We start from the raw sequence: 12,111 nt of genomic DNA, 5'->3' as shown, positions 1-12,111 counted from the left end.
CTCAGCCCATTGAGAACGCTTCTAAGCTTTTCACGGGTCGTTGTTTCCGATTTTTGGCGGAAGGACAACCATGGAATTGCGCTTCCATGGGTTTGCACGGCCCGGGTACCGCAAGAGAATGATCTTTTCCGAAAACCGCCCTCCACTTTTCTGGTCGATGCTCTAGATTGCGCCGATGATGGTCCTGCCGCCCGAGCCCACCCCTACACTGCAGCAATTGCTGGCCTTTTACCTCGAGGCCGGGGTCGATTGCGCGCTCGGCGATGCGCCGATCAACCGGCTCGAGGAGCCGGAGCCGGAGCCAGTTCCCGCCCCAGCCGCACCGCGTCCATCAGTTGCGCTCAATCCGCTGCGTCCGCCGCCGATGCTGTCAGTTCCGCGCAGCGAAATCACCGTGGCGCCGGATGCCGCGATCGCCTCCGCGCGCGAGGCTGCGCGGACTGCGCCGACGCTTGAAGCCCTGCGCACGCTGATGGAGAATTTCGACGGCTGCGCGCTCAAGCACACCGCGACCAGGCTGGTGTTCGCCGACGGTAACCCGCAGGCGCGCGTGATGTTCGTCGGCGAGGCACCGGGCCGCGACGAGGACATCGAGGGCCTGCCGTTCGTCGGCCGCTCCGGCAAGCTGCTCGACCGCATGATCGCGGCGATCGGGCTCGACCGCAGCAAAGCCTATATCGCCAACGTGATCCCGTGGCGGCCGCCCGGCAACCGCACGCCGACGCCGCAGGAGACGCAGGTGTGCCTGCCCTTCATTCAGCGCCATATCGAACTCGTGAATCCCGACGTGCTGGTGACGCTCGGCAATCCCTCGACGCAGGCGCTGCTCAGCACCCGCGAGGGCATCATGCGCACGCGCGGCAAATGGATCGACTACGACACCGGCACCCGCACGATCCGCGCCGTCGCCACCTTCCATCCGGCCTATCTGCTGCGCTCGCCGTCGTACAAGCGGCTGTCGTGGCAGGATCTGCGCGCGATCGCGAAGGTGCTGCAGGTGGCGAGCGCGTAGCTTCGTAGCCCGGATGGAGCCAACGGGTCGCGCGGACGCGCGCCCGATGACAGGCTCCGCGCAATCCGGGTGGATCAGGTAGCGTGAAAGAGCGGCCCCGGATTTCGCTCCACTTCATCCGGGCTACGGCTCCACGTCAAATCACGTCCCCTTCGGCCGCACGATCGCCCAGCCGATCCGCAGCACCGGCTGCCGTCCGTTGACCAGCCGGTCGAACGAACGCGGCACTTCCGGCACGAGGCCGGGGAAGCGCTGCGCGATGTCGGGCGGCGGCGTGCCGGCGGTGTCCTGTGCGCGCCACACCACGACGCCGCCGGTCTCGTTGAATTTTGCGACCGACAGCCACGGCGTCCGCTGCGGCGTGGCGTCGAGCAAAAGATGCGGGCGGCGGCGGTTCATCGCGATCAGGCTGGCAAGTTCGGGATCGCCGGCCACCGCGCGCAGGCGCTGGTTGGTGCGGCGCTCATAGCTGTCATCGAAGAAGCGGCCCATCGCGGCTGCCGGCAACGAGGTAGACGCCTCCGTGGTGCTGGTCCAGGGCAGGAACAGGGCCGCCGCCAGCGCCAGCGCGGCCGGCGCCGCGACCGCCAGGGCCCAGACCGAACGCAGCAGCCGCTGCCGCCTGAGCGGGATCAGGCCGCCGGTCGCGACCACGACGGCGAGCCCGGACATCAGCAGCACCACGCCGGCGCCGCCGAAGGCGCGATCGAGATTGAACAGCCCGGAGACGAAGCTGCTGGCGATCGCCGGCGCGAACGCGAAGAAATACACGAATTGCCGCGCCAGCTGACTGACGGGCGGACGATAGATAATCGGAGCATCCTCCGTATCGCGGGCGAACCAGCGCGAATTGAGGATCGCCAGCAGCGCGATCGCGGCGGTCGCCACGATCAGCCCGCCGAGCACCACGCCCCAGCGCAGCGCGTGCGCCCTGAGATCGGCGAATGCCGGCAGGACCGGCAGCGCCAGCACGTTGGCGCGGAGCAGCCAGATCAGGTAGGGCAGCGCCAGCACGATGATGACCAGCAGCGCGTAGATCGGATCGACCGACTTGAGCATGCGCCGCCCGCGCTCGGTTGCGAGCGCAAAGCCTGTCACGAGCAGGATCATGCCGATCGCCGCCGGCGTCGTCAGCAGCAGGAGCCCGCAATCGATCGACCAGGCGAACCAGGCGTTGCGCCGGTTCTGCCCGATCAGTTGCCAGGAATGCAGCAGCAGCAGCGCCCAGAGCGGGCGCGCCAGGATCAGCGGGCCGAACTCGACGCTTGGCGAGGAGAACACCACCACCGTCATCGACAGCAGCACCGCCAGCACGCCCTGCGGGCCGCCGACGATGGCGCGCGCCAGGACGTAGAAGGCGATGAAGGTGACGATTTCGCAGACCTGCGCCAGGAGATAGACGCCGAACACGTGATTGCCGACGGCGCGGAAGGCGATGTCGGCGAGCCAGAACGCGAGCGGCGGCCCCATGTCGGTGCCGACCTGATATTCGCGGCCGAAGGCGAGGATGGTGGCGAGGTTGCCGGGCGGACTGCCGTAGAAGATGGCCGGCAGGAACAGCCAGATCGCGGCCTGCGCCAGCACCACGATCCAGACCACGAGGCGCGGCCGGGCGCGGATCAGTTCGACAACCAGGGAGGTAAACCGCATGAAACGCCTGAAATGCCCCAGCCACCCGTATCAAGCGGCGCCATCTGATCCCGAGCGTTTTTGATAAACGGCGGCGGCGGTGGAGGCAACCGGGCTGGATGTGTCCACGGTGCAAAGTCAAACATCGCTGTCATGCCCCGCGAAGGCGGGCATCCAGTACGCCGCGGCGGCCAAGCTTGAGCACAACGGTCTCTGGAATACTGGATCGCCCGGTCCCGTCTTCGCCAAGGCTTCGACGAGGCCACGGCCCCCTGGCGCGCCGAAGCTTTCGCGGAGGCGGCGAGCCGGGCGATGACACCGAGAGTGCGGCGCCGCCGCGCTTTACGCCGCTTCGGATGCCGCGGCTTCGCTTTCGGCGTCCACCGTGAACAGGTCGGGCTCCGCCGGGACCGGGAAATGCTTCAGCCGCGCCGCGACGACGGGAGCGAAGAAGCTGCGGTGATGGCTGCTGGGGCCGAGCCGATCGAGCGCCTCGAGGTGCTCGGGGACGGCATAGCCCTTGTGCTGCTCGAAGCCGTAGCCGGGGCAATCCAGCGCCAGCGCGCACATCAGGCGGTCGCGCGTCACCTTGGCGATGATCGAGGCCGCCGCGATCGAGGCCACGATGCCGTCGCCGCCGATCACGGCGTCGCAGTCGCAGGGCGTGGCGAGCTTGTCGCGGCCGTCGACGAAGACATGCTTCGGCATTTCCGGCAGCGCATGCACGGCGCGCGCCAGCGCCCACAGCGAGGCGCGCAGGATGTTGTCGCGGTCGATCCGCGACCGTGACGCCACCGCGACCGAGAACGCTGCTGTCGCGCAGATTTCCTCGAACAGTTCCTCGCGGCGCTCGACGGTCAGCCGCTTCGAATCATCGAGGCCCTTGGGTATCCGATTTGGGTCCAGCACCACGGCGGCGGCGACCACCGGACCCGCCAGCGGCCCGCGCCCGGCCTCGTCGCAGCCGGCGACCGGCCAGACGCCGCGCTTGATCAGCGCGCGCTCGCGCCGAAAGCTCGGCCGCGTCACCACGATGACGCGCTTGTCCGGCTTGGCCGGCTCGCCCGGCTTCTTCTTCGACGCGGTCTTTGACGTGCTATTGGACTTGTCCCGAATCATGCGGGGATCGTGATCAAGCCCGGCCCGCGGCGCAACCGGGAACCTGGCGCCCTTCCCCGTTATTCAATCCGCCACCTCATCGGGATCGGCGCTCTAATCGGGAATTGACACCCGGCGGTCGTCGCGAACCTCAAAGCCCGGCGCGCGCACCACTTCCCAGGCGTGGCCGTCGGGATCGCCGAAATAGCCGCAATAGCCGCCATAGCTGGTGGGCTGCGCGGGCTTCAGCAGCCTGGCGCCTTTCGACAGCGCGAACGCCATCACACGATCGACCTCGGCGTCGTCGTTGCAGTTCCAGGCGATCGCGACGCCGCGGAACGCTGACGGCCGTGGCTGATCCGGCAGCCCGGCATCGGCGGCGAGCAGATGCCATGGGAACAGGCCGAGCACGGTGCCGCCGGTCTCGAAGAATGCGACCTCCTCGCCGGTCGCGCGCATCTTCCTGGTGAACCCAAGCGATTCATAAAAGCCGATGCTGGCGCGCATGTCGCTCACGCCCAACGTGAGGACGGTGAAGCGTGCGGTCGGGGCGTTACTCATGTTTGCACTCACTGTTTGACGTCTTCGTAGCCCGGATGGAGCGAAGCGCAATCCGGGAAAGCTTCAGCCGCTAACACGGGACCCCGGATTTCGCTGGGCTCCATCCGGGCTACGCCCTCGCCTAGAATAGACTGAGTTGCTGCCCGTTGCGCTTCGGCTTGGCGAAGTGATCGGTGGTCAGCTTGGTCCGCCTCTTGTTGAGGCCGAGCTTTTCGCAGGCGATCTCGAAGCGGCGGCCGATCATCCAGGCCATCGGGCCGGTGCCCTTCATCCTGGTGCCCCATTGCGAGTCGTAGTCGCGGCCGCCGCGCATGTCGCGGATCAGCGTGAAGACGTGACGGTAGCGGTCGGGATAGTTCGCCATCAACCATTCGCGGAACAGATCGCGCACCTCGAGCGGCAGGCGCAGCAGCACGTAGCTCGCCTCCCTGGCGCCGGCATGTGCGGCGGCATCGAGGATGCGCTCGATCTCGGAGTCGTTCAGCGCCGGGATCACGGGCGCGACCATCACCGTGGTCGGGATGCCGGCGTCGGCGAGCCGCTTGATCGCCTCGAGCCGCTTCGGCGGGGTCGAGGCGCGCGGCTCCATGGTGCGGGCAAGCTTCGGGTCGAGCGTCGTCACCGAGAGCGCGACCTTGGCGAGATTGCGCTTGGCCATCCGCGCCAGGATGTCGATGTCGCGGGTGACCAGTGCCGACTTGGTGACGATACCGACCGGATGGCCGGCGCGCTCCAGCACCTCGAGGATGGCGCGCATGATCTTCCGGTCGCGCTCGATCGGCTGATAAGGATCGGTGTTGGTGCCGATCGCGATCATCCGCGCCTCGTAGTCCGGCGCCGCCAGCTCCTTCTCGAGCAGCGCGGGTGCGTCCGGCTTGGCGAACAGCTTCGATTCGAAGTCCAGCCCCGGCGACAGGCCGAGATAGGCGTGGGTCGGCCGCGCGAAGCAATAGACGCAGCCATGCTCACAGCCGCGATACGGATTGATCGAACGGTCGAAGCCGATGTCGGGCGAGTCGTTGCGGGTGATCACCTTGCGCGAGGTATCGAGCGCCACGCTGGTCGCAAATGGCGGCAGGTCCTCAAGGCTCTGCCAGCCGTCGTCGAAGGCAACCCGCGCCTCGGCCTCGTAGCGGCCGCTGGCGTTGGACTGCGCGCCGCGACCGCGCCGCCGCTCGCGCTCGATTGCGACCGCAAGCTCGGGAAAAGGGGAAGGTGCACCCGCCGGGTTATCGGAGGGCGCCGTTACCGGCGGGTGCTTGAGGGCATGAGAGGATGCTCGGCTCATGCTTTGAAGCTAACACAGCACGAGAACAAATCAAGAACATGAACGGAGAAATTCCACAAAACCTTGCTACAAAATTCTGCAGGCGAACAGGCTGCTTTGAATATGACAAGGTGATAACACGGCCGGAGTTTCTCCACCGTTTGAGCCATCGAAGCCTCAAAATCATGCTGAGCGTGATCATTCCAACCGACGGCGTCGAGCGCACCGCGGTCGCAACATTGGCGGCGCTGGTGCCGGGCGCGGCCGCCGGCGTCATCCGCGAAGTGCTGCTGGTCGACCGCGGCAACAGCGATGTGATGGAGCGCGTCGCCGACGTCGCCGGCTGCCGCTTCCTGCGCTTCGAGGGCACGCGCGCCGCCGCGCTTGCGGCAGGCGCGCGGCAGGCGCGGTCGCCCTGGCTGATGTTCCTGCATCCGGGCGCGGTGCTCGATGCCGGCTGGATCGAGGAAACCACCCAGTTCATCCAGATGGTGGCGGCGAGCGGCAAGGACCGCGCCGGCATCTTCCGCTACGCCCGCGCACCCTACACCGATCCGGGCCTGCGCGACGGCCTCAAATTCGTTGCCCGGATGATCACCGGGCCCTCGGCCGAACAAGGCCTTTTGATCGCGCGCGAGCATTACGAGCGGATCGGCGGCTACCGGCCCGACGCCCGCCGCTCCGAGGCGCGCCTGCTGCGCCGGCTCGGCCGTTCCTCCCGCACCATGCTGCGGAGCCGGATCATGGTGGCCTGAACAAAGCGCTTGCGGATTATTTGATTCCGTCAAATAATATATTTGATGAAATCAAATTCCTATGACACCACGCTCGAGAACCAGGTCGCCGCGGTCCGCGGCTTCAGCCGGTTCTATACCCGCAAGCTCGGCATCATCGAGCCGAAGCTGCTGCACTCGACATTCACGCTGCAGGAAGCGCGGATCATCTACGAGCTCGCGCACCGCGAAAATTGCACCGCAACCGACCTGGTGCGCGATCTCGACCTCGATGCCGGCTTCGTCAGCCGCACGCTGGCGGCGCTGCAGCGCCGCCAGATCGTGACGCGGAAGCCATCGAAGGCCGACAAACGCGTCAACGAGGTGGCCCTCACCGCCAAGGGCCGTACCGCAGCCGCCGATCTCGACCGCCGCTCGCGTAGCGAGGTCGGGGCACTATTGAAGCAGATGGACAGCGACCGTCGCGCCGCGGTGGTGCGCGCCATGGGCACGATCGAGCAATCGCTGGAGCCGCCGGCCGAGAAACCGGTCGGCTTCCTGCTGCGCAGCCATCGCGTCGGCGACATGGGCTGGATCGTCTCGCGGCAAGGACAAGCCTATGCGGAGGAATATGGCTGGGACATCAGCTACGAGGCGTTGGTGGCCGATATCTGCGCGCAGTTTTTGCGATCGTTCGATCCGGCCCGCGAGCATTGCTGGATCGCGGAGGTCGACGGCGAGCCGGTCGGCTCGGTCTTCCTGGTCGACGGCGGCGACGGGGTCGCCAAGCTGCGCCTGCTGCTTGTGGAAGAAAAGGCGCGCGGGCTCGGCGTCGGCCGCGCCCTGGTGGAGCAATGCATCCGCGCCGCGCGCGAGAAGGGCTACACGAAGATGACGCTGTGGACCCAGAGCATCCTGTTCGCCGCGCGCGGCATCTACGCCCGCGCCGGCTTCCAGCGGGTCAAGGAAGAGAAGCATCACAGTTTTGGCGTCGACCTGGTCGGCGAGACCTGGGAGCTGGAGTTGTGAAGCCGCAGCGCCGAGACGTCTGGACTGCGTAGCCCGGATAGAGCGAAGCGCAATCCGGGAGCGGTGCTGCCGCGGAAGAGACTGCCCCGGATTTCGCTTCGCTCCATCCGGGCCACGGAAGCTCACCCTTGAGATTCGGGTTCGTGGTTCACACGCCCTCAGATGCGCAATTGCGCGTCGGGATGACAAAAAAGCAGCGGCTAAGCGCTCGCGCCTTTCGCCTTTGGCCGGCGCAGATGTTCATCCAGCCGCGGCATGATCTCGACGAAATTGCAGGGGCGCGTGCGGTAGTCGAGCTGCGCGGCCAAAATGCCGTCCCAGCCATCGCGGCAGGCGCCGGGCGAGCCCGGCAGGCAGAAGATGAAGGTCGCGCCCGCAACGCCGGCGGTGGCGCGGCTCTGGATCGTCGACGCCCCGATCTTGGCGTGGCTCAGCATGTGGAAGGCGATCGAAAAGCCGTCCATCCGCTTCTCGAACAACGGCTCGACCGCCTCCGGCGTCACGTCGCGGCCGGTAAAGCCGGTGCCGCCGGTGGTGATGACGGCATCGACGGCAGGATCGGCGATCCAGCGCCGGATCACGGCTCTGATCGCCTCGACATCGTCGGTGACGATCTCGCGCGCCGCGAGCTTGTGGCCGGCCGCGGTGAGACGATCGGCGAGCGTGGTGCCCGACTTGTCATCCGCCAGCGAGCGGGTGTCGGAAATCGTCAGCACCGCAATGTTGAGCGGGATGAATGATTTGGATTCGTCGAGTGAGGACATTTACACCTCTTTCCATCCCGCTGACGTGCTCGCCTTACGGTGCACTTGCACCGGTGAGCGAGCCTCGAAGGATGGGCCACGGGCTCCGCAATCCTTCGAGGCCCGCCAAGAGGCGAACATATCCCGAGTGAGCGCATTCGCGCTCATCCGGGGATGACGCTACCGGCACACGGCTACAAGCTACCGCCGAACGTGTTGCAGGCCTGCACTGTGCCCTGCTGGTAGCCCCTCATGAACCACTCCTTGCGCTGCGCCGCGGAGCCGTGGGTGAATGAATCAGGCACCACCCTGCCCGTCGCCTGCCGCTGCAGCGTGTCGTCGCCGATCGCGTTCGCGGTGGTCAGCGCGGCATCGATGTCGCCGGCCTCGAGGAAGCCCGGCCGCTTCTTCTCCTCGCGGTTGACCCAGACGCCGGAAAGGCAATCGGCCTGCAGCTCGACCTTGACCTGCAGCGCGTTGGCCTCGGCCTTGCTGCCGGCCTGCTGCTGCAGCCGGTTCACGCGCGGAATGATGCCGAGCAGGTTCTGGATGTGATGGCCAGCCTCATGCGCGATGATATAGGCCGCGGTGAACTTGCAGGCGTTGCCAGAGCAGCCGCGGAAGCGCGTCTCGACCTCGCGGAAGAAGCCGGTGTCGAGGAAGATGGTCTTGTCCGGCGGACAGTAGAACGGTCCCATCGCCGACTGCGCCATGCCGCAGCGGCCGCCATTGGTGGCATTGCGGAACAGCACGATCTTCGGACCGGTGTAGGTCTGCCCGCTGGCCTTGAAGATCTCGCTCCAGCGATCGTCGATCTCGCCCAGGATGCCGGCGATCATGCTGCCCATCTCGTCGGTCGGCGCGCCGCGCTTGGCCTGCCCGCCCGACGACTGCCGGTCGGTCTGGTAGGTCGGCGCCTGGCCGCCGCCGGTGAGAATCTCGGCGCCGCCGATCAGGATGCGCGGGTCGATGCCGAAGGCGTAGCCGAGGAGGCCGAGGACGATGATGGTGCCGATGCCGAGGCCGCCACCACCCATCGGAATGCCGAAGCCGCCACCGCCCCCTCCGCCCATCCCGCCTTCATCGCGACGGTCTTCGATGTCGTCGCTGCGGCGGAAATCATCATAGCGCATGGTGGTTTCCCTTCATTCCAGTCGGCGACCCAACGCGGGACACTCCAACTTAAAATTTCCATTCTGTTAATCAATATCCTGCCCGGCAATAATTGCCTAGTCCGGAAGAGGCGCATCCCTTGCGGTGCAAACGGCTGAGAATGAGGGCGAATCTACCGCGCGAATCGTGCCGGTTTGATGATCCGCAAATTTTTCTGCCGAACGCGCTGATGTTGCAGCACAACGCCGACGGCACTGCGCCATGCCGCGCAAAAGATGCTGCAATCTTTTGCATGAAGATTTCCAATTAAGTCGATTTTTACTTTGCCGGGTCAATGTGACGCCAGTCGGTTGTTTAGTCCCGCGTCGCCGACAGCGTCGCCTGAGTCAGAGTTCTTGAGTCATGGTAGTGTCGCGTCGCGGGGCGTCTGCAAGGGCGCCCCGCACTAAATTTGAGAGTGCCCCATCGAGCCACATCGTCATTGGCGATTGCGTGGCCGAATTGTCGAAGCTTCAGGCCGGCTCGGTCGACCTGGTCTTCGCGGATCCTCCCTACAATCTGCAGCTCAAGGGCGACCTCAAGCGCCCCGATGAGTCGCATGTCGATGCCGTCAACGACGACTGGGACAAGTTCTCGTCGTTCGCTGCCTATGACGATTTCACTCGCGCCTGGCTGCTGGCCTGCCGCCGCGTGATGAAGCCGTCGGCAACGCTGTGGGTGATCGGCTCCTATCACAACATCTTCCGCGTCGGCGCGATCATGCAGGACCTCGGCTTCTGGCTCCTGAACGACATCGTGTGGCGCAAGTCCAATCCGATGCCGAACTTCCGCGGCCGCCGCTTCACCAATGCGCACGAGACCATGATCTGGGCCGCGCGCGACGAGAAGGCCAAGGGCTACACCTTCAATTACGAAGCGCTGAAGGCGTCCAATGAGGACGTGCAGGCACGCTCCGACTGGCTGATCCCGCTGTGCACCGGCGAGGAGCGCCTCAAGGACGGCGACGGCAAGAAGGTGCATCCGACGCAGAAGCCCGAGCAGCTGCTCGCCCGCGTGTTGCTGTCGTCCTCGAAGCCCGGCGATCTCGTGATCGATCCGTTCAACGGCACCGGCACCACCGGCGCCGTCGCCAAGCGCCTCGGCCGCAGCTATATCGGCTTCGAGCGCGACAAGGCCTATGCCGCCGCCGCCGAGGCGCGCATCGCCGCGATCGAGCCGCTGCCGGAAGCAACGCTGGCGCCGTTCATGACCGCGCGCGAGGCACCGCGGGTGGCGTTCTCCGAACTGATCGAACGCGGCATGATCGTGCCGGGCGCCAGGCTGGTCGACGCCAAGAAGCGCCACGGCGCCCTGGTGCGCGCCGACGGCGCCATCATGCTCGGCGACAAGGTCGGCTCGATCCACCGCATCGGCGCGGTCGCGCAGGGCTCCGGCGCCTGCAACGGCTGGACCTTCTGGCACGTCGAGACCAAGAGCGGCCTGCGGCTGATCGACGAGCTGCGCGCCGAGATCCGCTCCGAGATGGCGGCGGGCTGAGGCAAGCCGACTAATCTTCCTCGTCATTCCGGGCTCGCCGCTTCCCGGCGCCCTCAGATGCGCAATTGCGCACCGGGGAATGACACGTTGGGAAAGATGACGCCGTCTTGAATGCGGCCCGCCTTGTTGCGCCGCGACGGCGGGACTAGATTCGGTCTCACCACTTGCCGCTTCGACTGGTCGCCCGATGCGCAGACAATCCGAGACCTTGCTGCTGGTGCCGCTGCTGCCGGTCTTCCTGCTCGGCATGTTTCCAATGCTGCTGATCGGCCTGCTGGGATTCTTCGGCCTGATCATCTTCGGCATCCTGCTCGTCTGCGTCGGGCTGACGCTCGCCCTCGAGGCGCATGGCGAGTTCAATGAAGAGATCATCGTCCATGGCTACGCGCGGGGATCGGAACGCGCGACGCAGGTCTCCCATTTGCGTGCTGCGACCCGCTCCGCCGCCGCGCTGGACGTCGCGGGCATCGCGCTGGTCGTCGCGGGTATCCTGGGCTTCTTCTGGGCCGGCTGACCAGCGCGCCACGCGACCCTGATTCACAAACTCGTCGCTTGCGCAGCGCAGCGAAATTTGCGCATGAGGGGATCGTCTGCGGCCTTCCCCGCCGCGTCGCGATCTCGCCGGCTACAAGAACCAAGGGAGTCCCTTCATGATCAAATTCTATTTCAATGGTGCGCCGAACCCGAACAAGGTCGCGCTGTTCCTGGAAGAGTCCGGCCTGCCGTTCGAGGCGATCCCGGTCGATACCCGCAAGGGCGAGCAGTTCGCGCCGGAATTCCTCAAGGTCAACCCGAACGGCAAGGTGCCGGCGATCGACGATGACGGCGTGCTGGTGTTCGATTCGAACGCGATCCTGCTCTACCTCGCCGAGGAGCACGGCAAGTTCCTGCCCGCCAATACGCCGGCCAATCGCGCCGCGACGCTGTCCTGGCTGATGTTCATCGCGACCGGCCTCGGCCCCTATTCCGGCCAGGCCGTGCACTTCAAGCACTTCGCGCCGAAGGATCTCGACTACGCCAACAACCGCTACCAGTACGAGGCGCACCGCCATTACAAGATCCTCGACGATCACCTGGCGAAACAACGCTACATGGTCGGCGACAGCTACACGATCGTCGACATGGCGTTCTGGGGCTGGGCGCGGATGGCGGCGTTCATCCTCGGCGAGGAAGGCTACGCCAAATATCCGAACGTCAAGCGGCTGGTCGACGAGATCTCGGCGCGGCCGGCGGCGGCGCGCGCGATCGCGCTGAAGGACAAGCACACCTTCAAGGCCGAGATGGACGACGCGGCGCGCGACATCATGTTCGGCCACCTCAAGTCCAAGGTGGCGTAAGCCAATCCACACGACGGCAAGACGACGGCGCCCGGATGGGCGCCGTCTTCGTTTGTGCCGTCCGTTAGCGGCG

12 protein-coding genes are annotated in these 12,111 nt (G+C 66.1%); 6 read left to right on the top strand and 6 right to left on the bottom strand.

All coding sequences use genetic code 11. The features are described 5' to 3' along the window. Positions 1–175: 175 nt before the first annotated feature. The gene (locus ACVIYL_RS17710; RefSeq protein WP_456779297.1) at positions 176–1,012 is read left to right on the top strand and encodes a uracil-DNA glycosylase; all 837 of its coding nucleotides are present in this window, start codon (positions 176–178) and stop codon (positions 1,010–1,012) included. A 141-nt stretch (positions 1,013–1,153) separates the two neighbouring features. On the opposite strand, the gene ACVIYL_RS17705 is transcribed toward ACVIYL_RS17710, so the two are convergent. The 4 genes from ACVIYL_RS17705 to ACVIYL_RS17690 all read right to left on the bottom strand — a co-directional run bounded on the left by ACVIYL_RS17705 (position 1,154) and on the right by ACVIYL_RS17690 (position 5,588). Further along, positions 1,154–2,662 carry a glycosyltransferase family 39 protein gene (locus ACVIYL_RS17705; RefSeq protein ID WP_456779296.1) on the bottom strand — a complete coding sequence of 503 codons (1,509 nt, stop codon included), beginning with the start codon at positions 2,660–2,662 and terminating at the stop codon, positions 1,154–1,156. A gap of 321 nt (positions 2,663–2,983) precedes the next feature. Continuing rightward, on the bottom strand, positions 2,984–3,760 hold the full coding sequence (locus tag ACVIYL_RS17700) for a ribonuclease HII (RefSeq protein WP_456779295.1): 777 nt from the start codon (positions 3,758–3,760) through the stop codon (positions 2,984–2,986). 93 nt (positions 3,761–3,853) lie between these two features. Continuing rightward, on the bottom strand, positions 3,854–4,300 hold the full coding sequence (locus ACVIYL_RS17695) for a VOC family protein (protein ID WP_456779294.1): 447 nt from the start codon (positions 4,298–4,300) through the stop codon (positions 3,854–3,856). 121 nt (positions 4,301–4,421) lie between these two features. Further along, the gene (locus ACVIYL_RS17690) at positions 4,422–5,588 is read right to left on the bottom strand and encodes a PA0069 family radical SAM protein (RefSeq protein WP_456779293.1); all 1,167 of its coding nucleotides are present in this window, start codon (positions 5,586–5,588) and stop codon (positions 4,422–4,424) included. A gap of 164 nt (positions 5,589–5,752) precedes the next feature. On the opposite strand from ACVIYL_RS17690, the gene ACVIYL_RS17685 reads away from it, so the two are divergent. Next, positions 5,753–6,322: a glycosyltransferase gene (locus ACVIYL_RS17685; protein ID WP_092087357.1), complete on the top strand. Its 570-nt coding sequence runs from the start codon at positions 5,753–5,755 to the stop codon at positions 6,320–6,322. Positions 6,323–6,367: 45 nt separating this feature from the next. Further along, complete coding sequence (locus tag ACVIYL_RS17680) at positions 6,368–7,309, top strand: bifunctional helix-turn-helix transcriptional regulator/GNAT family N-acetyltransferase (RefSeq protein WP_456779292.1); 942 nt, start codon at positions 6,368–6,370, stop codon at positions 7,307–7,309. 200 nt (positions 7,310–7,509) lie between these two features. Here the strand turns inward: ACVIYL_RS17680 and moaB are convergent, their stop codons facing one another. Together moaB and ypfJ are read right to left on the bottom strand one after the other, a co-directional pair. Further along, complete coding sequence (gene moaB / locus ACVIYL_RS17675) at positions 7,510–8,073, bottom strand: molybdenum cofactor biosynthesis protein B (protein ID WP_028342967.1); 564 nt, start codon at positions 8,071–8,073, stop codon at positions 7,510–7,512. A 173-nt stretch (positions 8,074–8,246) separates the two neighbouring features. Beyond that, on the bottom strand, positions 8,247–9,185 hold the full coding sequence (gene ypfJ, locus ACVIYL_RS17670; protein ID WP_028334795.1) for a KPN_02809 family neutral zinc metallopeptidase: 939 nt from the start codon (positions 9,183–9,185) through the stop codon (positions 8,247–8,249). Positions 9,186–9,567: 382 nt separating this feature from the next. Between ypfJ and ACVIYL_RS17665 the strand changes: the two genes are divergently transcribed. The 3 genes from ACVIYL_RS17665 (at position 9,568) to ACVIYL_RS17655 (ending at position 12,038) form a co-directional block, all read left to right on the top strand. Beyond that, positions 9,568–10,701 carry a site-specific DNA-methyltransferase gene (locus ACVIYL_RS17665; protein WP_057016998.1) on the top strand — a complete coding sequence of 378 codons (1,134 nt, stop codon included), beginning with the start codon at positions 9,568–9,570 and terminating at the stop codon, positions 10,699–10,701. A gap of 187 nt (positions 10,702–10,888) precedes the next feature. After that, complete coding sequence (locus ACVIYL_RS17660; RefSeq protein ID WP_253607140.1) at positions 10,889–11,215, top strand: hypothetical protein; 327 nt, start codon at positions 10,889–10,891, stop codon at positions 11,213–11,215. 136 nt (positions 11,216–11,351) lie between these two features. Then, the gene (locus ACVIYL_RS17655; protein WP_028334792.1) at positions 11,352–12,038 is read left to right on the top strand and encodes a glutathione S-transferase family protein; all 687 of its coding nucleotides are present in this window, start codon (positions 11,352–11,354) and stop codon (positions 12,036–12,038) included. The last annotated feature ends 73 nt before the right edge of the window (positions 12,039–12,111 follow it).

Source organism: Bradyrhizobium sp. USDA 3315, from assembly GCF_054056795.1.
Note: the sequence above shows the minus strand (reverse complement) of the source record. Positions and strands in the feature narration are given on the sequence as shown.

What these genes read in the sequence shown, in the direction of transcription:
- ACVIYL_RS17710 (WP_456779297.1), top strand. Translation starts at nt 176, where the DNA reads ATGATGGTCCTGCCGCCCGAGCCCACCCCTACACTGCAGCAATTGCTG.
- ACVIYL_RS17705 (WP_456779296.1), bottom strand. Translation starts at nt 2,662, where the DNA reads ATGCGGTTTACCTCCCTGGTTGTCGAACTGATCCGCGCCCGGCCGCGC.
- ACVIYL_RS17700 (WP_456779295.1), bottom strand. Translation starts at nt 3,760, where the DNA reads ATGATTCGGGACAAGTCCAATAGCACGTCAAAGACCGCGTCGAAGAAG.
- ACVIYL_RS17695 (WP_456779294.1), bottom strand. Translation starts at nt 4,300, where the DNA reads ATGAGTAACGCCCCGACCGCACGCTTCACCGTCCTCACGTTGGGCGTG.
- ACVIYL_RS17690 (WP_456779293.1), bottom strand. Translation starts at nt 5,588, where the DNA reads ATGAGCCGAGCATCCTCTCATGCCCTCAAGCACCCGCCGGTAACGGCG.
- ACVIYL_RS17685 (WP_092087357.1), top strand. Translation starts at nt 5,753, where the DNA reads ATGCTGAGCGTGATCATTCCAACCGACGGCGTCGAGCGCACCGCGGTC.
- ACVIYL_RS17680 (WP_456779292.1), top strand. Translation starts at nt 6,368, where the DNA reads ATGAAATCAAATTCCTATGACACCACGCTCGAGAACCAGGTCGCCGCG.
- moaB (WP_028342967.1), bottom strand. Translation starts at nt 8,073, where the DNA reads ATGTCCTCACTCGACGAATCCAAATCATTCATCCCGCTCAACATTGCG.
- ypfJ (WP_028334795.1), bottom strand. Translation starts at nt 9,185, where the DNA reads ATGCGCTATGATGATTTCCGCCGCAGCGACGACATCGAAGACCGTCGC.
- ACVIYL_RS17665 (WP_057016998.1), top strand. Translation starts at nt 9,568, where the DNA reads ATGGTAGTGTCGCGTCGCGGGGCGTCTGCAAGGGCGCCCCGCACTAAA.
- ACVIYL_RS17660 (WP_253607140.1), top strand. Translation starts at nt 10,889, where the DNA reads ATGCGCAGACAATCCGAGACCTTGCTGCTGGTGCCGCTGCTGCCGGTC.
- ACVIYL_RS17655 (WP_028334792.1), top strand. Translation starts at nt 11,352, where the DNA reads ATGATCAAATTCTATTTCAATGGTGCGCCGAACCCGAACAAGGTCGCG.